Annotated in this window: 16 protein-coding genes; 3 read left to right on the forward strand and 13 right to left on the reverse strand. The window is 71.3% G+C overall.

What is annotated here, in order from left to right; genetic code table 11:
* Positions 1 to 269: 269 nt before the first annotated feature.
* Together AB0I10_RS21450 and nrdR are read right to left on the reverse strand one after the other, a co-directional pair.
* Complete coding sequence (locus tag AB0I10_RS21450; protein WP_363154131.1) at positions 270 to 3,161, reverse strand: vitamin B12-dependent ribonucleotide reductase; 2,892 nt, start codon at positions 3,159 to 3,161, stop codon at positions 270 to 272.
* Between the two features lie 122 nt (positions 3,162 to 3,283).
* Entirely contained in the window at positions 3,284 to 3,820 is a 537-nt protein-coding gene (nrdR, locus tag AB0I10_RS21455; protein WP_363154132.1) for a transcriptional regulator NrdR, read from the reverse strand.
* Positions 3,821 to 4,374: 554 nt separating this feature from the next.
* Between nrdR and lexA the strand changes: the two genes are divergently transcribed.
* Positions 4,375 to 5,175, forward strand: coding sequence for a transcriptional repressor LexA (lexA, locus tag AB0I10_RS21460; RefSeq protein ID WP_363154133.1), 801 nt, complete (start codon positions 4,375 to 4,377; stop codon positions 5,173 to 5,175).
* A gap of 149 nt (positions 5,176 to 5,324) precedes the next feature.
* On the opposite strand, the gene AB0I10_RS21465 is transcribed toward lexA, so the two are convergent.
* The 5 genes from AB0I10_RS21465 to AB0I10_RS21485 form a co-directional block, all read right to left on the reverse strand.
* Positions 5,325 to 7,295 (reverse strand): ATP-dependent DNA helicase, encoded by a 1,971-nt coding sequence (locus AB0I10_RS21465; protein ID WP_363154134.1) that lies wholly within the window; start codon positions 7,293 to 7,295, stop codon positions 5,325 to 5,327.
* A gap of 42 nt (positions 7,296 to 7,337) precedes the next feature.
* Positions 7,338 to 9,104, reverse strand: a complete 1,767-nt coding sequence (locus AB0I10_RS21470) for an IucA/IucC family siderophore biosynthesis protein (RefSeq protein ID WP_363154135.1) — start codon at positions 9,102 to 9,104, stop codon at positions 7,338 to 7,340.
* Between the two features lie 222 nt (positions 9,105 to 9,326).
* The gene (locus AB0I10_RS21475; RefSeq protein WP_363154150.1) at positions 9,327 to 9,953 is read right to left on the reverse strand and encodes a GNAT family N-acetyltransferase; all 627 of its coding nucleotides are present in this window, start codon (positions 9,951 to 9,953) and stop codon (positions 9,327 to 9,329) included.
* A gap of 253 nt (positions 9,954 to 10,206) precedes the next feature.
* A complete protein-coding gene (locus AB0I10_RS21480) occupies positions 10,207 to 12,189 on the reverse strand; it encodes an IucA/IucC family protein (RefSeq protein WP_363154136.1) in 1,983 nt (660 codons plus the stop codon).
* Positions 12,186 to 13,580, reverse strand: a complete 1,395-nt coding sequence (locus AB0I10_RS21485) for a diaminobutyrate--2-oxoglutarate transaminase family protein (protein ID WP_363154137.1) — start codon at positions 13,578 to 13,580, stop codon at positions 12,186 to 12,188. Before AB0I10_RS21485 ends, AB0I10_RS21480 begins: the two co-directional genes overlap by 4 nt.
* A gap of 289 nt (positions 13,581 to 13,869) precedes the next feature.
* Between AB0I10_RS21485 and AB0I10_RS21490 the strand changes: the two genes are divergently transcribed.
* Complete coding sequence (locus AB0I10_RS21490) at positions 13,870 to 15,054, forward strand: hypothetical protein (RefSeq protein ID WP_363154138.1); 1,185 nt, start codon at positions 13,870 to 13,872, stop codon at positions 15,052 to 15,054.
* Positions 15,055 to 15,174: 120 nt separating this feature from the next.
* Here the strand turns inward: AB0I10_RS21490 and hflX are convergent, their stop codons facing one another.
* The 6 genes from hflX to miaA form a co-directional block, all read right to left on the reverse strand.
* Complete coding sequence (hflX, locus tag AB0I10_RS21495) at positions 15,175 to 16,662, reverse strand: GTPase HflX (protein ID WP_363154139.1); 1,488 nt, start codon at positions 16,660 to 16,662, stop codon at positions 15,175 to 15,177.
* Between the two features lie 163 nt (positions 16,663 to 16,825).
* Positions 16,826 to 18,430 carry a M1 family metallopeptidase gene (locus AB0I10_RS21500; protein ID WP_363154140.1) on the reverse strand — a complete coding sequence of 535 codons (1,605 nt, stop codon included), beginning with the start codon at positions 18,428 to 18,430 and terminating at the stop codon, positions 16,826 to 16,828.
* A gap of 108 nt (positions 18,431 to 18,538) precedes the next feature.
* Positions 18,539 to 20,770, reverse strand: a complete 2,232-nt coding sequence (locus AB0I10_RS21505) for an HD domain-containing protein (RefSeq protein WP_363154141.1) — start codon at positions 20,768 to 20,770, stop codon at positions 18,539 to 18,541.
* 185 nt (positions 20,771 to 20,955) lie between these two features.
* On the reverse strand, positions 20,956 to 21,831 hold the full coding sequence (gene dapF, locus AB0I10_RS21510) for a diaminopimelate epimerase (protein WP_363154142.1): 876 nt from the start codon (positions 21,829 to 21,831) through the stop codon (positions 20,956 to 20,958).
* A gap of 70 nt (positions 21,832 to 21,901) precedes the next feature.
* The gene (locus AB0I10_RS21515; RefSeq protein ID WP_363154151.1) at positions 21,902 to 22,450 is read right to left on the reverse strand and encodes a hypothetical protein; all 549 of its coding nucleotides are present in this window, start codon (positions 22,448 to 22,450) and stop codon (positions 21,902 to 21,904) included.
* A 108-nt stretch (positions 22,451 to 22,558) separates the two neighbouring features.
* Positions 22,559 to 23,497: a tRNA (adenosine(37)-N6)-dimethylallyltransferase MiaA gene (gene miaA / locus AB0I10_RS21520; RefSeq protein WP_363154143.1), complete on the reverse strand. Its 939-nt coding sequence runs from the start codon at positions 23,495 to 23,497 to the stop codon at positions 22,559 to 22,561.
* Positions 23,498 to 23,677: 180 nt separating this feature from the next.
* Between miaA and AB0I10_RS21525 the strand changes: the two genes are divergently transcribed.
* A complete protein-coding gene (locus AB0I10_RS21525; RefSeq protein ID WP_363154144.1) occupies positions 23,678 to 23,935 on the forward strand; it encodes a hypothetical protein in 258 nt (85 codons plus the stop codon).
* Positions 23,936 to 24,091: the final 156 nt, after the last annotated feature.

Genomic DNA, 24,091 nt, shown 5'->3' on the forward strand with positions numbered 1-24,091 from the left:
CTCATCGAAAGTGCGGGGTGCTTGCCTGGGGAAAAGCCCGGGCGGACCTCTTCCAGGTACTGGACGAGGAGGTCGACGCTTCATGCACCCATCAGATCAACCGCTCGACTCACGATGCGTCTGACGCAACATCGTTGACTCGGCTGCTTCGTGCAGGTCACAGGTATGACGAAGGGGACCGGCCTTCGGCCGGTCCCCTTCGTGAGCTGCTGGTCAGCTACCTGTGCGGGCTACGTCGGATGTTGCATCCAACGCGATTCCGCCCGGTTTCAGCTGCAGCCGCTGGTCGAGCCGCAGCCCTCGCACAGGTAGCAGCTGCCGGCCCGCTGCATCTTCGTGCCGCAGGAGAAGCAGAGCGGCGCGTCGGCGTTGATGCCCAGCTGCATCTCGACCAGTTCGGCGTTGGTGTGCGCCTGCTTCGGGGCCGGGACGGCGATCTCGTCGGCCGCCTTGGCCGCCAGAGCGGACTTCGGCGCCTCCAACTGGCGCGGAGCGGACTGGGCCAGGCCCTCCACGTCGACCTCGGCGTCGTCCATGGACTGCTCGTACGAGCCGGTCTCCAGGTGGCGCGTGCGCTCCTCGACGGAGTGGATGCCGAGCGCCGAGCGGGTCTCGAAGGGCAGGAAGTCCAGCGCCAGGCGGCGGAAGATGTAGTCGACGATCGACTGCGCCATCCGCACGTCCGGGTCGTCCGTCATGCCGGCCGGCTCGAAGCGCATGTTGGTGAACTTCGAGACGTAGGTCTCCAGCGGCACTCCGTACTGGAGGCCGACCGAGACCGCGATGGAGAAGGCGTCCATCATGCCCGCGAGGGTCGAGCCCTGCTTGGACATCTTCAGGAAGACCTCACCGAGACCGTCGTCCGGGTAGGAATTGGCGGTCATGTAGCCCTCGGCGCCGCCCACCGTGAAGGAGGTGGTGATGCCGGGACGGCCCTTGGGGAGGCGCTTGCGCACCGGGCGGTACTCGACGACCTTCTTCTCGACCGGGGCCTCGGCCTCCGCCTTGGCGGCGGGCTCGGGGTCCTTCTTCTTGGCGGAGAGCGGCTGGCCGACCTTGCAGTTGTCGCGGTAGATCGCGAGCGCCTTCAGGCCGAGCTTCCAGCCCTCGAAGTAGACCTCCTCGATCTCCTCGACGGTGGCCGTCTCCGGGACGTTGACCGTCTTGGAGATCGCACCGGAGAGGAACGGCTGCGCGGCGGCCATCATCCGCACATGGCCCATGGCGGAGATCGAGCGGACGCCCATGGCGCAGTCGAAGACCTCGTAGTGCGCCGGCTTGAGGCCGGGGGCGTCGACGACATTGCCGTGGTCGGCGATGTGGGCGACGATCGCCTCGATCTGCTCGGGCTGGTAGCCGAGCCGCTTGAGCGCCTTGGGGACCGTGTTGTTCACGATCTGCATGGAGCCGCCGCCGACCAGCTTCTTGAACTTGACCAGGGCCAGGTCCGGCTCGACGCCCGTGGTGTCGCAGTCCATCATCAGGCCGATGGTGCCGGTCGGTGCGAGCACCGACGCCTGCGCGTTGCGGAATCCGTTCTTCTCGCCGAGGCGCAGAACGTCCTGCCAGGACTCGGTGGCCGCGGCCCAGACGGGGGTGTCCAGGTCGTCCATGCGCTTGGCGCTGCCGTTGGCGTCGGAGTGCTGCTTCATGACGCGCTTGTGGGCGTCCGCGTTACGGGCGTAGCCGTCGTACGGGCCGACGACCGCGGCCAGTTCGGCGGAGCGCTTGTAGGAGGTGCCGGTCATCAGGGAGGTGATGGCACCGGCCAGCGCGCGGCCGCCGTCGGAGTCGTAGGCGTGGCCGGTGGCCATCAGCAGGGCGCCGAGGTTGGCGTAGCCGATGCCCAGCTGGCGGTAGGCGCGGGTGGTCTCGCCGATCTTCTGGGTGGGGAAGTCGGCGAAGCAGATGGAGATGTCCATCGCGGTGATGACCAGCTCGACGACCTTGGCGAAGCGCTCGGCGTCGAACGACTGGTTGCCCTTGTCGTCGTCGCGCAGGAACTTCAGGAGGTTGAGCGAGGCGAGGTTGCACGAGGAGTTGTCCAGGTGCATGTACTCGCTGCAGGGGTTGGACGCGGTGATCCGGCCCGACTCCGGCGAGGTGTGCCAGTGGTTGATGGTGTCGTCGTACTGGATGCCGGGGTCGGCACACGCCCACGCCGCCTCAGCCATCTTCCGGAAGAGGCCCTTGGCGTCGACCTCCTCGATGACCTCACCGGTCATCCGGCCGCGCAGCCCGAACTTCGAGCCGGACTCGACGGCCTTCATGAACTCGTCGTTCACCCGGACCGAGTTGTTGGCGTTCTGGTACTGGACGGACGTGATGTCGTCGCCGCCCAGGTCCATGTCGAAGCCCGCGTCACGCAGCGCGCGGATCTTCTCCTCCTCCTTCACCTTGGTCTCGATGAAGGCCTCGACGTCCGGGTGGTCGACATCCAGGACGACCATCTTGGCCGCGCGGCGGGTGGCGCCGCCCGACTTGATCGTTCCTGCGGAGGCGTCGGCGCCGCGCATGAAGGAGACCGGGCCGGAGGCGTTGCCACCGGAGGAGAGCAGTTCCTTGGAGGAACGGATGCGGGAGAGGTTCAGGCCGGCGCCGGAGCCGCCCTTGAAGATCATCCCCTCTTCCTTGTACCAGTCCAGGATCGACTCCATGGAGTCGTCCACGGAGAGGATGAAGCAGGCGCTGACCTGCTGCGGCTGCGCGGTACCGACGTTGAACCACACCGGGGAGTTGAAGCTGAAGACCTGGTGCAGCAGCGCGTACGCCAGCTCGTGCTCGAAGATCTCGGCGTCCGCGGGGGAGGCGAAGTAGCTGTGGTCCTCGCCGGCCTTGCGGTACGTCTTGACCACGCGGTCGATGAGCTGCTTGAGGCTCGACTCACGGGTCGGCGAACCCACCGCGCCGCGGAAGTACTTGCTCGTGACGATGTTGACCGCGTTCACCGACCAGAAGTCGGGGAACTCGACGCCACGCTGCTCGAAGTTGACCGAGCCGTCGCGCCAGTTGGTCATGACGACGTCACGGCGCGCCCACTCCACCTCGTCGTACGGATGCACGCCGGGGGTGGTGTGGATGCGCTCGATGCGCAGACCCTTGCTCGCCTTGCTGCCCTTGGCGCGGGAGCCTCGTGCCGGGCCGCTCGTCGTCTCTGTCATTCCGCCTCCCTGTATACGGGCAAACGCCCATATGTGCGCACGCATTCCGTGGCACGGTGTATGTCTTTCTGATGCCGGGGCGCCTTCTCTAGCCCCGGCCAGGTCCTGGATGCGCGCCGAACTCAGTCGGCGGCGGTGGCGGGCACGGGGACGGGGGCGGCCGGACCGCCCGATTCCCCCTCGGTGCCGCAGCCTTGCGCGGGCGGGCCCTGCTCGCGCTGCTCCCGCAGCTCGGCGATGGCCGCCTCGAAGTCCTCAAGCGAATCGAAGGCCCGGTACACGGACGCGAAGCGCAGGTACGCGACGAGGTCGAGCTCCTGCAGCGGGCCCAGTATGGCGAGCCCGACGTCATGGGTGGACAGCTCGGCACTGCCGGTGGCACGCACCGCCTCTTCGACCCGCTGGCCGAGCTTGGCGAGGGCGTCCTCGGTGACCGGGCGGCCCTGGCACGCCTTGCGCACTCCGGCGATGACCTTGTTGCGGCTGAAGGGCTCGGTGACCCCGCTCCGCTTGATCACCATGAGCGACGCCGTCTCGATGGTCGTGAAACGGCGGGCGCAGTCGGGGCACTGGCGGCGCCGGCGGATCGCCGTCCCGTCGTCGGTCGTGCGACTGTCGACGACCCGGCTGTCTGGGTGCCTGCAGAAGGGGCAGTGCATGGCTCGACCCTCCTCACCCTCGCTATACGGACGTACGTACGCCACCGTTCCCGGCGTACGACGAATAACCTCCGGCGAGTCCGTACGGGCCCTTCGGAGCAGCCACAAGCATAGGCGATCCCGGGGGCCTTGAAGGACCCGGCACCACAACTTGTAGGCGGTCGAACGCATCTAAGCACTAGATATGGTGTCGGGCCGCTTACATCCGCCTACCGCGTGTCGCGGCGGAGGCGGGCCGGGAGGTCGCCCAAGAGAGTACGGGACACCACCCGGGCGGCGGGGCGCAGGGGCGGGGATGACAGAATCGGCCTCACACGGGGGTCGGCCACCATGACCGTTTCCACCGATGGCACGGCCGACGATCCGGCCGACGGCCCAAGCGGAAAACTCGGGCGAAAGCGTACCTCGCGGCTCGAATGAGAATTCGCCATACACCCAGCCACTTGATCGGGTCAGCCAATCAGCGAATTTTTCACTCGAACGTGTGTTTGGCGCAACCTTTCGAAAGCAACTACCGTTGGCTAACTAGGGAGAACATTTCGAGAGGGGCCGACGTGACCACCACCGCAGACAGCGCGACCATCACCGCACAGAGCCACTCCCAGAGCCGATTCGAGCATCCTCAACCGGCACGGAGCACGCCGATGGACGACGCCACGTTGGACTCCGAAGAGCAGAAGCCCGCACGATCACTACCGGGCCGGCCGCCGGGGATCCGGGCCGACAGCTCGGGGCTCACCGACCGCCAGCGCAGGGTGATCGAAGTGATCCGGGATTCGGTGCAGCGGCGCGGCTACCCGCCGTCGATGCGGGAGATCGGCCAGGCCGTCGGGCTGTCCAGCACCTCGTCCGTCGCCCACCAGCTCATGGCTCTGGAGCGCAAGGGCTTCCTCCGGCGCGACCCGCACCGCCCCCGGGCGTACGAGGTCCGTGGCTCGGACCAGACCTCCAGCGTGACCACGGAGACCGCCGGCAAGCCCGCCGCGTCCTACGTCCCGCTGGTCGGCCGGATCGCCGCCGGTGGCCCGATCCTGGCCGAGGAGTCCGTGGAGGACGTCTTCCCGCTCCCCCGCCAGCTCGTCGGCGACGGCGAGCTGTTCGTGCTGAAGGTCGTCGGTGACTCCATGATCGAGGCCGCGATCTGCGACGGCGACTGGGTCACCGTCCGCCGCCAGCCGGTCGCCGAGAACGGCGACATCGTCGCCGCGATGCTGGACGGCGAGGCCACCGTCAAGCGCTTCAAGCGCGAGGACGGCCATGTGTGGCTGCTGCCGCACAACGCCTCGTACCAGCCGATCCCCGGCGACGAGGCGACCATCCTCGGCAAGGTCGTCGCGGTACTGCGCCGGGTCTGACCCAGCCCTCACGACCGAGCCCCGGAACCACTGCGCCGGTTCCGGGGCTCTGCTTGTGCCGCTAAACCGCGGCCGCTTTCGCGGAGGTGGTTGCGGTGCGGTGGGGGTTGCTCAATTGATGGTCGCTGCACAGGCCTCCACGGCGCTGGTTACTCGTCTGCGGCCTTCGCTGCCGCGTCGATCGCGGCGAGGGAGCGGCGGACCTGATTGCGGTCAGTCGTGTACCAGAAGTCCGGCATCGACTTGCGGAGGAACGAGCCGTAGCGGGCTCGCTCCACCCTTGGGTCCAGAACCGCGACCACGCCGCGGTCGCCGGTGGCGCGGACCAGACGGCCCGCCCCCTGAGCCATCAGCAGGGCCGCATGCGTCGCGGCGACCGCCATGAAGCCATTGCCGCCGGCCTCCTCTACGGCCTTCTGCCGGGCGCTCATCAGCGGGTCGTCCGGACGCGGGAACGGCACGCGGTCCATCACCACCAGCTGGCAGTTCGCGCCCGGGACGTCGACGCCCTGCCAGAGGGACAGGGTGCCGAAGAGACACGTACGGGCATCCTCCGCGAAGGCGCGGATCAGCTCGCCGAGCGTCTCCTCGCCCTGGAGGAGGATCGGCATGTCGAGGCGACCCCGCAGCTCCTCGGCGGCTGCCTGGGCGGCACGCATGGAGGAGAAGAGACCCAGGGTGCGGCCACCCGCCTCCTCAATCAGCTCGGAGAGCTCGTCGAGCATGTCCGTACGGCTGCCTTCACGGCCGGGCTGGGCGAGGTGCTTGGCGACGTAGAGGATCCCCTGCTTCGAGTAGTCGAAGGGGGAGCCGACGTCCAGGCCCTTCCAGGGCGGCGCGGCCTCTCCTTCGGTGCCCTCGGGGGCCAGGCCCAGGGAAGCACCGACGCCGTTGAAGTCGCCGCCGAGCTTGAGGGTGGCGGAGGTCAGGACGACGGAACGGTCCTCGAAGAGCTTCTCGCGGAGGAGGCCGGAGACCGAGAGTGGCGCCACCCGGAGGGACGCACCGAAGCGGTCATGGCGCTCGTACCAGACCACGTCGAACTCGGAGCCGTTCGCGATCCGCTCGGCGACGGCATGGACGGTCTCCACCGAGGCGAGCGCCTGCTTGCGGACCGCGTCCTCGTCCTGGACCGATTTGTCGCGGGTCGAGCCGAGCGCGGAGATGACCGTACGGGCCGCGTCGCGCAGCGCCATCAGGCAGTAGCCGAGGTCCTCGGGGATCTCCTCCAGGCGGCCCGGCAGCGCCAGCTCCATCAGCCGCTCGAAGGACTCGGCGGCGGTCTGGAGCTGGTCGGCGGCCTTTTCGTTGACGAGCTTGGCAGCCCGGCGGACGGCGCGGTTGACCTGCCCCGGAGTGAGCTCGCCGGTGGCGACGCCGGTGACCCGGGAGACCAGCTCATGGGCCTCGTCGATGATCAGGACCTCGTGCTGCGGGAGGACCGGCGCGCCCTCGATGGCGTCGATCGCGAGCAGCGCGTGGTTGGTGACGACGACATCGGCCAGCTTGGCGCGCTCCCTGGCGGCCTCCGCGAAGCACTCCGCCCCGTATGCGCACTTCGACGCGCCCAGGCACTCCCGGGAGGAGACCGAGACCTGCCCCCAGGCGCGGTCGGAGACGCCGGGGGTGAGCGCGTCGCGGTCGCCGGTCTCGGTCTCGTCCGCCCAGTCACGCAGCCGCAGCAGGTCCTTGCCGAGCTTACTGGTCGGCGTCGCCTGCTCGAACGGGTCGAAGAGGCCGTCCTCCTCTTCCTGCGGGACGCCTTCGTGCAGGCGGTGCAGGCAGAGGTAATTGGAGCGGCCCTTGAGCATGGCGAACTCGGGGCGTCGGCGCAGCACCGGATGCAGCGCCTCGACCGTGCGCGGCAGGTCCCGCTCGACGAGCTGGCGCTGGAGCGCGAGGGTGGCCGTGGCGACGACGACTCTCTCGCCGTGGGCCAGCGCGGGCACCAGATAGCCGAGGGACTTTCCGGTGCCGGTGCCGGCCTGCACGAGCAGATGGGACTGGTCGTCCACGGCCTCGGCGACGGCCTCGGCCATCGCCACCTGGCCGGGGCGCTCGGTGCCGCCGACAGCGGCGACGGCGGCATGGAGCAGATCGGGGAGGGAGGGCTTTGTCATAGCGCTGCAAGCCTACGCGGGACCACTGACAGCCGGGCCGGATCACAGAGCGTGCAGCGGATTGGGCACGGTGCCGTGTACCGCCGCGTGCGGGCGGTCGCGGCGGTCCCGGTAACCGTCGACGTGCAGACGGTTGCGGTTCAGACACAGCCGCTCGATGTGCGGGGTGAGCAGGTCGAAGGTCTCGTGGCGCTCCTTGAGGCGCGGGAAGCGCTCATGGTTCCGCACGATCTCCGCCCGCACGAGTGACCAGAACTCGGCCTCGGGAACGCCGAGTTGGTCCTCGCACAGCGGCGCGAGATAGCGGAAGACACCGACGAACAGGCCGGAGTGGATGAACTGGGTGAGGAAGGCGGGCGGTTCGGTCAGCAGCACCGCCCGGACGTCTTCCGGCATCGCGTCGTGCTCGGGGAGCGACTGCGAGGTGGTGTTCACGTCGTCGACGAAGTCCTTGACCGCGAGGCGGGTGGGGATGTCGTGGTCGTCGAAGACGACGATGGCGTTCTCGCCGTGCGGGGAGAAGACCGTGCCGTACTGGTAGAGGAAGTGCAGCAGGGGCGGCAGCAGAGCGGCGAAGAGGCGGCGGAGCCAGACCTGAGGGGCGAGGCCGGAGCGGCACACCAGCTCCGCGGTCAGGGCGCGGCCGCGGGAGTCGGTCTGCAGCAGCGAGGCGAGGGTGCGGGCGCGTTCGCCGGGGTCGAGATGGCGGGCGATCGGCTCGCGCCAGATGCAGCCGAGCAGCTCCTTGAACTGGTACGGGACGCCGGGCAGCCGGTCGTAGAGGGGGTGCTCGACGGTGACCGAGGCGGTCTCGCCGAGCAGGATCACCCGGGTCTCCTCGCGCAGAAACGTGTCGTCGTCGCGCAGGCCGTGCACCCAGCGGGTGACCGCGGGAGCGGCGAGGGTGCGCTCGGTGGGCAGGCCGCGCCAGACGAGGGTGTTGAGGATGGACAGCGGCAGCTTGACCGTACGGGCCTGCGGGCGGCTGATGTTGAGGAAGGTGCGGATCGACTGCTGCGGGAGTCTGAGGTCATTGTCAGTGGGCAGCGCGATGATGGATCTGTCGGCGAGCTGCGGCGCGAAGAGCGGGGCGATGGTCTCGTCCCACTGCCAGGGGTGCACGGGGAGATAGAGGTAGTCGGCCGGGTCGCGGCCCTCGGCTGAGATGGCGCGGTCGAAGGCGGCGCGGGTGGCGGGGGTGAGTTCCTCGCTGTAGAGGCGATCGGGGGTGGCGAGGCTGGGGATGCCCCGGTAGTGGGCGAGACAGTGGTGTGCGGCGAGCCAGGGCAGCCGCTGGGGTGTACGGGCTTCTGGGGCCCAGTGCGCCGCGTCGGTGGCGGAGAAGCCGAGCCGGCCCTTGTTCGCGACGAGCCAGGGGTGGCCGGTCTGGTGCCCTTCGAGGTCGGCGTAGTCCAGGTCGGCGAGGTCGGCCGCGCTGACGGCGGTCGCGTCGAGCCGGGTGTCGGCGGCGAGGGTGGCGGTCAGCTCGCGGATGAGGTGGCCGGTGGTGTCGCCGGACAGGCCCAGGACGGTGTCGTGGGCGTGGGTGAGGAAGCGCAGCGGATCGCTGTCGGGGGTGATGGAGTCGGGATCGACGCGCCAGTGTCCGTAAGCGCCGCGGCGGGCGTGAAAGCGGTAGGTGAGGGTGTCGCCGACCGGCAGGCGGTAGCGCGGGGTGCCGTCGGGGGCGGTGCCATCGGGCTCGGGGGTGAGGATTTCCTCGTACGCGAACTCCGCCAGGGTCTTGGCGAACAGTCGGCGCGCGGCGTGCTGCCAGGCGCTGTGCGGAGGCTGGGGCGCTGGAGACAAGGCGGGACTCCTCGAAGCGGGACGGGCGCCCGGCACATGCGGAGGGACAACCGGGACGGCGGGATGGATGGGTGGGATGGGTGGACTGGGCGGGGTGGGAGAGGCGGGTGGGGACGGATGACGGGAGGGTGGGCCCAGGGGCCGGGGCGCGGGGAACCAGGGGGCTGAAGCACGCGAAGGCACCCGGAAAGCCGGCGGGGCCGTCGTCGGACGGCCCCGGGGTCAGAGCTGGTGGCGGTGGGCGCGGTCGCGGATCATCAGGGCCGCGCGTTTGTCCGGCAGCTCGATCTCTTCGGCGTAGCGGAATCCCGCGCTCAGGAAGGCCGCGACGGAGGGGGTGTTGCGCAGGTCGGGCTCGGCGATGACGCGTCCGCAGTGCGGACGGTGGTCCAGCACAAGATCGGCGGTGGCGCGCAGCAGCGTCGCGCCGAGGCCGCGCCCGCGGTCACCCGCGCCGCCGATCAGGAGGTGCACACCGGTGTCCTGGGGCCGCGCCCGGTAGTAGCGGGCCACGGGGTCCAGGTCGGCGCGGTAGATCTCCCAGTAGCTCATCGGGACGCCGTCCAGCACACCGAGGCAGGGCACGCTGCGCCCGTCGCCGTCGAGCTGGGCACGCAGATGGGCGGCGGTGCTCTCGGGCGGCCCCGCCAGCTCCCAGAAGGCCGCGACCGCCGGATCGTTCATCCAGCGGGAGATCCGGGCGAGATCGCGGTCCAGCCGGACGGGGACGAGTGCGAACGGCCCGGCAGGGGTGTCGGTCGGCGCCCAGCCCGCCGGATCACCGAGCGGCGGGCCCGCGGCCGAGACGCCGACAGGCACCGGCTCCCGGCACTCGTCGGCGAACAACATGCCTAATTCCCCCGGGAGTTGCAGGTTGAGGGTGTCCTCGGAGCTGGGGCTGAGGTCGGAGTCGGTGGGTGGCACGGCGACGCTCTCCTCTCGTGGCCGCGTGACGCGTGGCCTTGTGGGTCGCGCGGCGGCTGGGTCGGGGACCGGCTGGGGGTCGGGGACCGGCTGGGGGTCGGGGACCGGCTGGGGGTCGGGGCGGGTACGGGGACAGCGGGGGAACGGGGTCGGGGCCAGGAGGCCGGAAGGCCGGGGCTTACGTGGCCAGGGGATTGGCCACGGTGACGTAGACGGACTGAGTGTCGACCGGGCCGACGAGTTCGTCGAGGCCGTGCAGCCGGGTCGCGAGGTTGGCCTTGCAGCGCAGTGTGCGGGCGGCCAGCAGTTGCTCCGGAAGGTTCGAACGATGGGCGTCGGGGGCCGTGGCGGCGTCGGCGAGGAAGCGCCGGAAGGCGGCGAGCAGGATCTCCTCGCGGACCAGCCGCTGCGCGCCGAAAGCCCCGATGAGGCCCATGACGTTGTTGATACCGAGGTAGTACGCGAGCCGCTCGTCCGTGACGTCGTCGGCGACGAAGGTGTCGCTGGTGGCGCCGATGCCGGGCAGCCGTCGCGCCAGCTCCGCGCGCCGGGACTCGCGGAAGTAGTAGCCCTGGTTGTCGCGGTAGCGGCCGCCGGCCGGCCAGCCGTCCAGGTCCAGCAGCACGATGGTGTTCTGCTGGTGGGCCTCCAGGGCGACGCCCGCGGTGCCGTCGAGCCACAGGACGGGCCGTACGACGGCTTCGAGGTAGCGCAGGAACCACTCGGTGGCGACGGCGCCGACCGCGCGGCCCGTACGGGCGCTGAGCCCGGCGACGAGAAGGGCCAGCCGGGACCGCATTCCCGGGTGGCCGGGCCAGGTCCGCTGCGAGGTGAGGCCGGCGATGCAGACGGCGTCGTCGGTGATGCCGAAGGGGTTGTGGCGGATGACGACGTCGAGCCCCTGGACGGGCGCGCCGTCGGCGCCGTCGACGGCGAGATAGGCCGGGTCGCGGACGATGTCGAAGCCCGGGGTCCCCGGGAAGGCCGCCTGCCATTGCTTGGCCAGGCCGGTGCGCAGCAGGCGGTGGACCTCGACGCCGCGCTCCAGTTCCTTGCGGAGGTTCTCCCGGCGGGAGTTGGTGATGCGCAGGCCGAGGGAGAGCTTGAGCATAGCCTCCGCGCCGGGCCGGTAGACCGTGCGGACGGACGAGGTGGGGTGCCAGAGGGGGCCGCGGGGGCCGAGGTCGTGCAGCAGGCCGGCGTCGAGGAGCGCGGCGATGTCCGGGCGGCCGGCGAGTTCCCGGGCCTGCCAGGGGTGCAGCGGCAACGGGACGGTTCTGTCGGGGAGTTGGAGGGTGCCCTCGGCGAGGTCGGCGGCGAGCTGTTCGGCGGCGACGGGCTTGCCGCGTTCGGTCCAGGCGGAGTCGGCGGCGAGGGCAGAGCGGTGCACGGCCATCCAGTGGAGCGGGAAGGCGCCGCGCAGTTCGGGCGAATAGGCGTGGATCTCGGCGTCGGTGAGGCCCTCGCGGCTCTTGGGTGTGGGGTGTAGGGGGTGGCCGAGGAGGAGGGACTGTTCCGCTTCGAGGAAGAGCGCGCCCTGGTTGTCGGCGGGGTGGGCGCGCCGGTCGGCGATGAACAGGGCGGTGCTGCGGACGGAGTTGGCGACCCGGCCGACCAGTTCGGCGCCGTCGGCGCCCGGCGTCTGACGGAGCTCGCCCTCTGGTGCTCGGCGCTCCGCCCCGTGCGCGGCCTCCCGGCGCAGCAGCGCGGCCAGGGTGACGGCATCCAGTGGGGCGGTGCCGGCCGGGGTGCCCTCCAGGGTGGGGGCGCCGAACCGGTGCCAGCCCGTGGGCGACCAGTAGCGGACAGGGATGTGCAGAGCGCTGGCGCTGGCGTACAGCGGGATGCGCAGCCGGCCGCCGGCCGGGCGGTGGGCGCCGCTCTCGCGGATCCAGCAGCGCAGCAGGTTCTCGACACCCGCGGCGTCGGCGGCGACCGCCGGATCCGGGTGGTCCAGGGGGTCGGCGTCACCGGGGTGGGCGCGGTCGTATGCGGCGGAAACGGCCGGTGCCTGGCCTTCCGCGGGTGGTTCGTGGCGCACGTCGTCCGGGGCGCGCCGTTGCTGGCGCGGTACGGCCGACTCGATCGTCCCCGCGCCCTGGTGGTGGGCGGGGAGTCGCTCGGCGGCCTGGGTCCCGTCGGAGCCGGGGCGTTCGTTCATGGGGATGTGCCTCGCATGGTCGTGGGGGACGAGCCCGCCGGCCCGGGGGTGGTGCGGATCGCCGCGGCGATGGCGTCGGCAAGGCGGTCGAGGATCGCGTCCGCCTGTTCGTCGGTGATGGTCAGGGGTGGCAGCAGGCGGACGACGGAGGAGTGCCGGCCGCCGAGTTCGACGATCAGGCCGCGGTCCAGGCAGGCGCGCTGGACGGCGGCGGCGAGGGCGGGGGCGGCGGGCCGCGCCCCGGTGGCGTCGGCGTCGGCCTCCCGGTCGACCAGTTCGAGGCCGAGCATCAGCCCGCGGCCACGGACGTCGCCGATGGAGTCGTAGGAGGCGGCGAGCCCGCTGAGCCGGGCCAGCATCCGGGCGCCGAGCTCCCCGGCACGGCGCGCCAGCCCGTTCTCGCGGACGTAGGCGAGGGTGGCCCGGCCCGCGGCCATGGCGAGTTGGTTGCCGCGGAAGGTGCCGGCGTGGGCGCCGGGCTGCCAGGCGTCCAGCTCCTCGCGGTAGACGATCACCGCGAGCGGCAGACTGCCGCCGATCGCCTTCGACAGCACGAGCACATCGGGCACGATCCCGCTGTGCTCGACCGCCCAGAAGGTGCCGGTGCGCCCGACGCCGGTCTGTACCTCGTCGACGATCAGCGGGATCTGCCGGGCGGCGGTGATCTCCCGCATCCGGCGCAGCCAGCCGTCCGGGGCGGGGATCACGCCGCCCTCCCCCTGAACGGGTTCGACGATCATTCCGGCCGGCTGCGGCACCCCGCTCTTGTCGTCGTCGAGCAGGCTCTGCGTCCAGCGCGCGGCGAGTTCGGCGCCGCGTTCGCCGCCGGTCCCGAACGGGCAGCGGTAGTCGTACGGGTAGGGCAGCCGGGTCACGCCGGTGTGCCGGGCTCCCCCGGATGCGGCGAGCGCGTCCGCCGTCATGCCGTGGTACGCGCCGGAGAACGCCATCAGGCCGTCCCGTCCGGTCGCCGTGCGGACGAGTTTGAACGCGGCCTCGACCGCGTCCGTGCCGGCCGGTCCGCAGAACTGGATGCGCGCCTTTTCCGCCAACTTCCCGGGCAGTGTGGCAAAAAGCTCGGTGATGAAGGCGTCCTTGACGGGCGTCGCGAGGTCGAGGATGTGCAGTGGCGCGCCGGAATCCAGGACGGTGCGGATGGCTTCGAGCACCACGGGGTGGTTGTGCCCGAGCGCCAACGTGCCCGCGCCGGAAAGGCAGTCGAGATAGCGCCGGCCGTCGGCGCCCTCGATGGTCAGCCCGCGGGCGCGCACCGGGACGATGGGCAGCGAGCGCGCGTACGTACGGGCGGCGGACTCACGCAGGGACTGCCGCCGCAGGATCCCCTCGTGGGCCGACGGCACGGCCGCCGGCACGGTATCGGTCAACGCCACGGCAGTTGTGTCCTCCTGCTGTTGTGCTGCTGAATGCCGGCCCGCTGCTGCGGCGGCCCTGCGTCCCCCGTACGTACCAACGACGACGCCGACGGAGGATCACGGTTACCGGCGAGATCGGTGCTCATGGGGAAGACCGGAACCGGGGACCCGACTACCACCGTCCTCCTCGGCACCGGCATAGTGGGGTCTTGCGCTCGGATCTTGAGGTTCATGACAAAGATCGGAACGGCGCAAGTGCACCAAAGCCACACAAGCTCAGATCGAATTCACCAGGGGGAGCTCACCCATGCGATCCATACGTCGGCCAGTCCTGGCCGCGGCCGCCCTCACGGCAGTGCTGGCGATGACCGTCACCGCCTGCGGGCCCGAGGGCGACAACGCGGACGCCAAGCCGACTCAGGCGGCCGACACCACGGGCGGGGGTGACATCCAGATCCCCAAGGAGATCCAGGACAAGCTCAAGGAACACGGCTTCGACCTGGACAAGTGGAAGAACGGCGAGTGGAAGAACTGGAACAAGGACAAGTGGCTCCGGGAGGCCGGGGAGTTCATCAACCCGATCATCAAGGACTTCTGGAACCCGGACAAGATCGACAAGATCAAGCCGCCCAAGGACCCCAGCAAGCCTGAGGACATCTCCCAGGACCAGGGCAAGACCGACCCCGAGCCGGCGGCCGTCCAGGCCCAGCCCGTCAAGACGCCCTACACCTCCACCGCTCCCGGCGTCGGACTGCTGGCGTTCAGCACCCCCGAGGGCGACTCCCGCTGTTCCGCCACCGTCGTCAAGGACCCGGCGCACCCCGGCAAGTCCAACCTCGTGTGGACCGCCGCGCACTGTGTGCACGCCGGCAAGAACGGCGGCTGGTACCGCAACATGATGTTCGTGCCGAACTTCAACCGGACCGGCCAGCCCGCCAGCAAGATGAAGACCACGCCGTTCGAGGACCGGGTGCCGTCCGGCAAGTGGTGGGCGGACGACATGGCCACCTCCAGTGAGTGGATCAAGGACGGCGGCGCCGTTCCGGGCGTGCCGATGGCTCCGTACGACTTCGCGCTGATGCACGTCAAGCCGGAGACGGCCAACGGCGGTAAGTCGCTGGAGGAGATCGCCGGCGGTGCGTACGAGGTCGAGTTCAACGCCCCCGCGATGAACAAGATCCCGAGCCTGACCGCTCAGGGCTACCCGGCGGAGGCGCCGTTCGACGGTGCCATTCAGAACCAGTGCACCGACAAGCCGACCCGTCTGACGACGGAGGCGAAGATGCCGACCATGTACCGGATCGGCTGCACCATGACCGGTGGCTCCTCCGGTGGTCCCTGGTTCATCAAGGGCAAGGACGGCAAGCCGGTCCTGGTCTCCAACATGTCGATGGGGCCGCGCCCGGCCCGCTGGTCGGCCGGCCCGCACCTGGGTGCCGAGGCCAAGTCGATCTTCGACAGCATGAGCAAGAAGTGGGCCAGCAAGCAGTAATGCCGTGCTGCGGGCGGTGTCGTGCACCGGCGCCGCCCGCTCCGCCCGTCGTGAGATGACGAAGGCCCGCCCCCGGGAGACCGGGGGCGGGCCTTCGTCGTGCGCCGTCGCGCTGTGTTGTTACGCCGCCGGCACGAAGGGCTGGAATTCGGCGGCCAGCTCTTCGTGCACCCGCGCCTTGAGGACGGTGCCGTCCGCGGTGTGCTCCTCGGAGATGACCTCACCCTCGGCGTGTGCCCGGGAGACCAGGGCGCCCTGGGTGTAGGGCACCAGCGCCTCGATCTCGACCTCGGGGCGCGGCAGTTCCTCGTCGAGCAGGTCGAGCAGTTCCGTCATGCCCTGGCCCGTACGGGCCGAGACCACGAGGGCGTGCTTCTCCTGCCGCAGCAGGCGCTGGAGCACCAGCGGATCGGCCGCGTCGGCCTTGTTGACGACCACGATCTCGGGCACGTCCGTCGCGCCCACATCGCGGATCACTTCACGGACGGCGGCCAGCTGCTCCTCCGGCACCGGATGCGAGCCGTCGACCACATGCAGGATGAGATCGGCATCGCCGACCTCCTCCATCGTGGAGCGGAACGCCTCGACGAGGTGGTGCGGGAGGTGCCGGACGAATCCGACGGTGTCGGCGAGGGTGTAGAGCCGCCCGCTGGGCGTCTCGGCCCGCCGGACGGTCGGGTCCAGGGTGGCGAACAGGGCGTTCTCCACCAGGACGCCGGCGCCGGTGAGGCGGTTGAGCAGGGAGGACTTGCCGGCGTTGGTGTAGCCGGCGATGGCGACCGAGGGGACCTTGTTGCGCCGGCGTTCCTGGCGCTTGATGTCCCGGCCGGTCTTCATCTCCGCGATCTCCCGGCGCATCTTCGCCATCTTCTCGCGGATCCGCCGCCGGTCCGTCTCGATCTTGGTCTCACCGGGACCACGGGTGGCCATGCCTCCGCCGCCGCTGCTGGATCCGCCACCGCCCATCTGACGGGACAGCGACTGGCCCCAGCCACGGAGCCTGGGCAGCATGTACTGCATCTGCGCCAGGGAGACCTGCGCCTTGCCCTCCCGGGACTTGGCGTGCTGGGCGAAGATGTCGAGGATCAGGGCGGTCCGGTCGACCACCTTGACCTTGACGACGTCCTCCAGGTGGATCAGCTGGCCCGGGGAGAGCTCACCGTCGCACACCACGGTGTCCGCCCCGGATTCGAGCACGATGTCGCGCAGCTCCAGCGCCTTGCCCGAGCCGATGTACGTGGCCGGGTCCGGCTTGTCGCGGCGCTGGACGACGCCGTCGAGCACCATCGCGCCGGCGGTCTCCGCCAGCGCGGCGAGCTCGGCGAGCGAGTTCTCCGCGTCGAGCACCGTGCCCGTGGTCCATACGCCGACGAGTACCACCCGCTCCAGGCGGAGCTGCCGGTACTCGACCTCGGTGACGTCTTCGAGCTCGGTGGACAGGCCCGCCACACGGCGCAGCGCCGCCCGCGCCGAGCGGTCGTACTGGTCGCCGTCACGCTCCCCGTCGATCTCGTGGCTCCAGGCGACGTCCTCTTCCATCAGGGCGTCGGCCCGAAGGCTCTCGGGGAGGCGCTGGCGGTCCTGCGGAAGGGAAGAAGAGGAGGTCATTTGATCCTTTGTGTCGTTGGGAAGTCCTGGTGGGGACCGGGCGGTCCCGCTGGGACTGTCGATGGTGGTACGGCCTTCGCTGGTCTCAACGTCCGAGCCGCGCCGGAGATTCCCGGGCGTCCGTCGGCCGACCCGTCGATGGTCGCACGGCCCGTTGCGGGGGTCACGCGGGTTTTCCGGTGTTTCCCCGGGACGGCGGCCCGGGTGCCTCGGACCGCGGCGCCGCCCGGTGTGCCCTGGGCTGCCGGTCGTCCTTCGGCTTCCAGTCGGGGTGACCGGGCATCGGCGGGGTCTTCGTGGCGTACAGCCAGCCACGCAGGAAGCCGGAGAGGTCCTGACCTGCGGTCTCGGAGGCCAGCGCGATGAAGTCGTGGGTGCCGGCCACTCCGTCGTGGTGCCGGGCCACCCAGGCGCGTTCGAGCCGGGCGAAGGCGCCCTGGCCGATCTTCTGCCGCAGGGCGTAGAGGACCAGCGCGCTGCCGTCATAGACGATCGGCCGGAAGATGCTGATCTTCTTGCCGGCGCTGGGCGGCTTGGGCGCCGCGGGCGGGCCGTCGGCCGCGCGCCATTCGTCCGACCACTCGTACGCCCGGCGCAGCCGTGCCTCCATGGAGCCGCGGTTGCCGCCCTTCTCCTGAGCGTAGAGGGCCTCGTACCAGGTGGCGTGGGACTCGCTCAGCCAGAGGTCGGACCAGCGGCGCGGGCTGACACTGTCGCCGAACCACTGGTGGGCCAGCTCGTGCACCATCACGGACTCGATGTACGAGGCGGGCAGCCGGCCGGAGGTGAACAGGCCCTTCTCGAAGAGCGACAGGGTCTGTGTCTCCAGCTCGAAGCCGGTTCTGGCGTCCGCGATCAGCAGCCCGTACGTCTCGAAGGGGAAGCGGCCGATCTTGCGCTCCAGCCAGGCGATCTGGTCCGGCGTCTTGGCGAGCCAGGGAGCGAGGGCGGCACGGTCGGCGGTCGGTACGACATCGCGCATCGGCAGCCCGTGCGGTCCGCGGCGCCGCAGCACGCTGGACTTCCCGAAGGACACCTGCGCCAGCTCGGTGGCCATGGGGTGCGCGGTGCGGTACGTCCAGACGCGGCGCGCCCCCTGGTCGCGGCGTCCCAGGGACAGGCCGTTGGCGACCGCCGTCAGCTCCCTGGGCGCGGAGATGCGGAAGGTGAAGATCGCCTTGTCGGAGGGGTGGTCGTTGCAGGGGAAGACGCGGTGCGCGGCGTCGGCCTGGTTGGCCATCGCCAGCCCGTCGACGGTACGGATCCAGCCGCCGTCGTTCCTGTCGCGGGGATCGCTGGTGTGCCGGATGACGATCCGCAGCTCCTGGCCCGGGGTGATCGGTACGAGCGGGGTGACCACCAGGTCCTCGCCGTGCCGCGCGTGCCGGGCCGGCAGGCCGCCGACCCGGACGGACTGGACGCTGCCGCGGGCGAAGTCGAGGTTGAGGTGGTCGAGCCCGGCGGTGGCGCGGGCGGTGATCTCGGTGACGGCGTCGAGCGGCCGGTCGTTGCGACCGGGGTAGTCCAGGGAGACGTCGTAGGACAGGACGTCGTAGCCGGGGTTGCCGAGGGTGGGGAAGAGAGGGTCGCCGATACCGCGCGGCCCCGGGGACAGGGGCGCGGCCGCGCCGAGCGTGGTGAGGGCCGCCAGCCCCAGGGCGGCGGCCCGGCGGACGGCCTGGGACGGGGTCCTGTCGCGCGGGGCGCGGGGCCGGTCGCGGACGGCACGGTCGGGATCGCGGTACGGGCGGCGCAAGGGAAGCGGCATGGGCTACCGCTATCAGCGCGGCCCCCTCCCCGGTGGATGGCGCGGCATTACGGCACCCGAACGGGCGGCGGATCATACGTCCGGCTTACGGCCGCCTGACCGGGCCCCCTACGGGCGCACCGCGGCGGCCGGTCTGGGCCGGCCGGCCCGCAACACGTCGAAGACGCCCGGCACTTGGCGCATCGCCCGCATCAGGGACGGCAGCCCGTCGGCGTTGGGGAGCTGGAGGGTGTACGTGTGCCGCACCCGCTGCTCGTGCGGTGGTTCGACGGCGGCCGACACCACGGCGGCGCCCTGGGCGGCGATCGCCTCGGTGAGGTCGGCCAGGAGGTGGGGCCGGCTGAAGGCCTCGGCGAGGAGGGTCACCCGGCAGCCGTGGCCGGTCCGGCCCGCGCCCCGCCAGCGCACCCCGACCGGCTGCCGGCCCGTCGCCGCCATCCGCGCCACCACGGGGCACAGGGCGCGGTGCACGGTGACCGTGCCGCCCCGTACGGCGAACCCGGTGACGCTGTCCGGCGGCACCGGGGTGCAGCAGCCCGCCAGCCGGACCGCCGCACCGGGCAGATCCGCCATGGCAAGGACGGACGCCGGGGTGACCTCGCGGGGTTCGTGCGCGGTCACGGCGGCGGGCGGCCCGGCCGGTGCCTCTCCGGGCCCGGCGGACGGACCGCCGGCCTCCAGCGGCTCCGACAGCCTCCGGGAGATGGCGAGCCGGGCGGCCGGCGTACGGGCGTGGTCGAGCCACTCCGGGGAGGGCCCGGTCGCCGATTCCGGGGCCATCAGCAGATGCAGGCTGTCGCCGTCGTGCAGAACGGTGGCGAGCGTCGCGAGGCGGCCGTTGACGCGGGCGCCGATGCAGCAGTGTGCCGCCTCGCCGTGCCGCGCGTACGCGGCGTCCACACAACTCGCCCCGGCAGGCAGCCCGATGACGCCGCCCGTGGCACCGGACGGGCCGCCCGGGACATCCGCGGACCGGCCGTCCGGCCCGTCCGACAGCCCGTCGGCGCAGAAGACCGTGATCTCCCGGTCCTGCGCGAGATCATCCCGCAGCGACGTCCAGAACGTGTCCGGATCGGGGGTCGTCCGCTGCCATTCCAGCAGCCGCGAGAGCCATCCGGGGCGGGTGGGGTCGGCCCGCTCCCCCTCGGGTGCGTCCGCGCCGGACGCCCCGGTGCACGGTGCGTACGGATTGCCCAGCGCGATCACCCCGGCCTCCGCGACCCGGTGCATCTGGTGCGTACGGATCAGCGTCTCGGCGATCCCCCCGGCCTCGCCGGTGACCGCGGTGTGCAGCGACTGGTAGAGGTTGAACTTGGGGGACGCGATGAAGTCCTTGAACTCGGAGATGACCGGGGTGAAGCAGGTGTGCAACTCACCGAGGACCGCATAGCAGTCGGCGTCCTCCGCGACGAGGACCAGCAGCCGCCCCAGGTCCGCGCCGGTCACCTCACCGCGCCCCAGCAGCACCCGGTGCACGGACACCAAGTGCCGTGGGACGACCCGCACTTCGGCGCCGATCCCGGCCTCATCCAGGGTCGCGCGGACCCGGTCCGCGATCACGGCCAGCGGATCGGGCTGCTGCCGGCAGAGGTCGGTCCGCTCCCGCACGAGGCGGCGGGTGGTGGCGTACTCCTCCGGGTGCAGGATCGCGAAGACCAGATCCTCCAGCTCGCTCTTCAGCGCCTGGACGCCGAGGCGTTCGGCGAGCGGGATCAGCACGTCCCGGGTCACCTTGGCGATCCGGGCCTGTTTCTCGGGCCGCATCACGCCCAGGGTGCGCATGTTGTGCAGCCGGTCGGCGAGCTTGATGGACATCACCCGGACGTCGTTTCCGGTGGCGACCAGCATCTTGCGGAAGGTCTCCGGCTCGGCGGCCGCGCCGTAATCGACCTTCTCCAGCTTTGTCACACCGTCGACGAGGTAGCAGACCTCCGCGCCGAACTCCGCCCGCACCTGATCGAGCGTCACCTCCGTGTCCTCGACGGTGTCGTGGAGCAGCGAGGCGGTCAACGTCGTGGTCTCCGCGCCCAGTTCGGCGAGGATGAGGGTCACCGCGAGCGGATGGGTGATGTACGGCTCGCCGCTCTTGCGCATCTGGCCGCGGTGCGAGGACTCCGCCAGGAGGTACGCCTTGCTCAGGATGTCCAGATCGGCGTCGGGATGGTGACCGCGGTGCACCTTGGCGACATGTTCCAGGGCGTCCGGGAGGCCGTCGCGGGCGGCCGGACCGAGCAGCGCGGCGCGCCCGATCCGACGCAGCCCCCGGAGCTCCAGGCGGGGGCGGCCGCGCTTGCGGCCCGCTGCTTCAGGGTTACCAGGGTCTGTGGCCTCTGCGCTCATGGGCACCTCCGGCAGCGTCGACCGGCGGTGGACGCCGTTCAGTCGGACGTCCTGGCCGGTGCTTGATGCTATCGAGCCCATCACGCAGCGCTGTCCGGCTCTCGCCCAGAGTGAAACGGATCACCCATTCGAGCGAATCTCGGGGCCGGAGCCGTATCCCGCGCACCCCGCCAGGGGGGTACCCGTCAGGCGAGCGCCGCCGCCAGCCACGCGGGATCGAACGTGCCCTCGGCGACGATCACGGCCGGCCCGGTCATCTCCACCGTCCCGTCGGGCAGCTCGGTGATCGACAGGCTGCCGCCGAGCACATCGACGGTGTAGGTCACCGGGGTGCCGGTCACGGCCGGGTCCGCACCGTCCCTGCGAGCGGTGGCGACGGCGACCGCGCAGGCGCCGGTCCCACAGGAGCGGGTCTCCCCGGAGCCCCGCTCGTGCACCCGCATCGCCACATGGCGCGGGCCGCGGTCCACAACGAACTCGATGTTCACGCCCTCGGGATAAACCCCCGCTGGGCTGAACGGCGGCACCGCACTCAGCTCACCGGCGTGGTCCAGATCCTCGACGAACGCGACGGCATGCGGGTTGCCCATGTTCACGTTGCGGGCCGGCCAGCTGCGCCCGTCGACGGTGACGACGACGCTCTCGTCGGGAAGCTCGGCGCGCCCCATCGAGACGGTGACATCCCCGGTCTTGGCGAGGTGGACCCGCCGTACGCCGGCGCGGGTGGCGATGGCGACGTCGCCCGCCTCGACCAGCCCGGCGTGCAGCAGATAGCGCGCGAAAACGCGGACGCCGTTGCCGCACATCTCGGCGATCGAACCATCGCCGTTGCGGTAGTCCATGAACCACTCGGCCTCGTCGGCCATCGCGCGTGCCTCGGGATGCGCCGCGGACCGTACGGCACGCAACACCCCGTCGCCGCCGAGCCCGGCCCGCCGGTCACAGATCCGGGCGACCGCGGTCGCGGGCAGATCGAGGCGCCCGTCCGGGTCCGGGACGATGACGAAGTCGTTCTCGGTGCCGTGAGCCTTGAGGAAGGCGATGCGCTGAGGGTTGTTCACCCTTGAATCGTACGGGCCGGGCCCGGCGAACCGCGAAGCCGGGGCCGCGTCGGTCCGCGTACGCGCCGGGTCAGCGCAGGCGGGCCACGCGCCAGATGGCCAGGGCCGCGGGGACCGCCACCACCGCGGCGTAGATCAGCACGACCCGCCAGCCGGCACGCCGGCCGGACCCGCGGGCCGGCAGTCCCGGCCAGGTGTGCCCGACGCGGCGGGCGGCCATCATTCCCCACCCCGCCGCGCAGCAGCACAACAGCAGCCCGAGCATCGCGATCACCGCACCCCCGTCGCCGCCGAACTCGAAGGCGAGGGGGAAGGCGAACATCAGCGATCCGACTGCGGCGAGCACGACGATCGGCGCGAGCTGCCACAGTCGCAGCCGGCGCGGCGGCCGGAGCTCCCGGAAGGACTCGCCGCCCTCGGCGGGCCCGTCGGGGCCCACGTCAGGACCGTCCGAGTCGTCCAGGGTGTCGCCCAGGGCAGCCGGCTCGGCGAGCGGGGGGATGCCGTCGGCGGCGGAGGACATGGCGTCCGGGGTCTCCGGACCGTCCTGGGTCAGCGGAGCCGTGTCGGATGCGTTCGGGTCCGGTTGCTGCGCTCTGTTGCGAGGGCCGGCCTCCATTGCCACGCGCCCTCCCCACTGCAGATTGCACGCCTCGATCGAAGGTCGATGATGACACGCCCTCAGCGGCCCGGATGACGGCCGGAGCGTCCCGATGCCATGACGTGATCAGGCTGTGACCGGTCGTTCGAGCAACGCCAGCGCGAGCTGTGGGAGTTCCGCCCGGCGGTCGGCGGCACCGCTGAGCCAGTGGACCCTCGGGTCCCGGCGGAACCAGGAGTCCTGACGGCGCGCGAAGCGCTTGGTGGCGCGCACCGTCTCGTCGCGCGCCTCCTGCTCGGTGCACTCCCCCGCCAGCTGGGCGAGCACCTGCTGGTAGCCGAGCGCCCGGGACGCCGTACGCCCCTCGCGCAGCCCCTCGGCCTCCAGGCGGCGCACCTCGTCGACGAGCCCGGCTTCCCACATCCGGTCCACGCGCAGCGCGATCCGCTCGTCGAGCTCGGGGCGCTCGACGTCGACGCCGATCTGCAGGGTGTCGTAGACCGCCTCGTGCCCGGGGAGGTTCGCGGTGAAGGGGCGGCCGGTGATCTCGATGACCTCCAGGGCGCGCACGATGCGCCGGCCGTTGCTGGCCAGGATGGCGCGTCCGGCCTCGGGGTCGGCGGCGGCCAGCCGGGCGTGCAGGGCGCCGCTGCCCTGTTCTGCCAGCTCGGCCTCCAGGCGGGCGCGGACGTCCGGGTCGGTGCCGGGGAAGTCGAGGGCGTCGATGGCGCCGCGTACGTACAGTCCGGAGCCGCCGACGAGGACCGGGGTGCGGCCCTCTGCGAGCAGCCGGTCGATCTCGGCGCGGGCCAGCGTCTGGTACTCGGCGACGCTCGCCGCCCGCGTCACATCCCAGATGTCGAGCAGCCGGTGCGGGACGCCCTGCCGCTCCTCGGGGGTGAGTTTGGCGGTGCCGATGTCCATGCCGCGGTAGAGCTGCATGGAGTCGGCGTTGATGACCTCGCCGCCCAAGTGCTGCGCGAGGGCGACGCCCAGGTCTGACTTTCCGGCCGCGGTGGGGCCGACGACGGCGATGACCCGCGGAGCGGGAACGGCGATGTTCACCTCGTCAGTCTCGCAAACATCACGCCCCCATCTCGAACGAGCGACGTGACGGGCTACGGGTGGGGTCGTTGCCTGTTGCGAGATCCCGAGAGCCGGTGCATGACCGGCGCCCGCGGGCGGCGCAATGGGACGCTCCGGGCGGCAAGGGATTTCGCCCGGATGAGTAGCGTAGGAGAAGTTATGGGCGTGTTTTCGCGGTTTCGCCGTCGTAAGGATGAGGCGTCGACGGAGGAGGCGGCCGCGGCGACGTTGACGGCCGAGTCGGAGGCCGCCGAGGCCGAGGAGTCCGAGGAGGCACCTCATGAGCCGACGGCGGCCGAGGAGTCCGAGGCTTCGGAAGAGGGCGAGGCGGCGGCCGCCGAGGGCGTGGAGATTCCCCGGCAGCAGTCATCGGAGGCGGCGGCCGACAGTGAGGCGGGCGAGGGCTCCCGGAAGTAATCCATCGGCCGGTCCGTGAGCGGCGGCGGCGCCGGCCCGCTCCCCGCCCGGCCGTGGCATACGGCAGCGGCCGCGAGGTGAGGGAACCCCCCGCCGGGGCCCGGCCGGAGGGGGGGGGGCGGTCGGGGGGCCCGGCCCCGGCCCGGACCCCCCATG

This window comes from Streptomyces sp. NPDC050636, assembly GCF_040654775.1.
Classification (GTDB): Bacteria; Actinomycetota; Actinomycetes; order Streptomycetales; family Streptomycetaceae; genus Streptomyces.

What these genes read in the sequence shown, in the direction of transcription:
- AB0I10_RS21450 (WP_363154131.1), bottom strand. Translation starts at nt 3,161, where the DNA reads ATGACAGAGACGACGAGCGGCCCGGCACGAGGCTCCCGCGCCAAGGGC.
- nrdR (WP_363154132.1), bottom strand. Translation starts at nt 3,820, where the DNA reads ATGCACTGCCCCTTCTGCAGGCACCCAGACAGCCGGGTCGTCGACAGT.
- AB0I10_RS21465 (WP_363154134.1), bottom strand. Translation starts at nt 7,295, where the DNA reads ATGACAAAGCCCTCCCTCCCCGATCTGCTCCATGCCGCCGTCGCCGCT.
- AB0I10_RS21475 (WP_363154150.1), bottom strand. Translation starts at nt 9,953, where the DNA reads ATGTTGTTCGCCGACGAGTGCCGGGAGCCGGTGCCTGTCGGCGTCTCG.
- AB0I10_RS21480 (WP_363154136.1), bottom strand. Translation starts at nt 12,189, where the DNA reads ATGAACGAACGCCCCGGCTCCGACGGGACCCAGGCCGCCGAGCGACTC.
- AB0I10_RS21490 (WP_363154138.1), top strand. Translation starts at nt 13,870, where the DNA reads ATGCGATCCATACGTCGGCCAGTCCTGGCCGCGGCCGCCCTCACGGCA.
- hflX (WP_363154139.1), bottom strand. Translation starts at nt 16,662, where the DNA reads ATGACCTCCTCTTCTTCCCTTCCGCAGGACCGCCAGCGCCTCCCCGAG.
- AB0I10_RS21500 (WP_363154140.1), bottom strand. Translation starts at nt 18,430, where the DNA reads ATGCCGCTTCCCTTGCGCCGCCCGTACCGCGATCCCGACCGTGCCGTC.
- AB0I10_RS21505 (WP_363154141.1), bottom strand. Translation starts at nt 20,770, where the DNA reads ATGAGCGCAGAGGCCACAGACCCTGGTAACCCTGAAGCAGCGGGCCGC.
- AB0I10_RS21515 (WP_363154151.1), bottom strand. Translation starts at nt 22,450, where the DNA reads ATGGAGGCCGGCCCTCGCAACAGAGCGCAGCAACCGGACCCGAACGCA.
- AB0I10_RS21525 (WP_363154144.1), top strand. Translation starts at nt 23,678, where the DNA reads ATGGGCGTGTTTTCGCGGTTTCGCCGTCGTAAGGATGAGGCGTCGACG.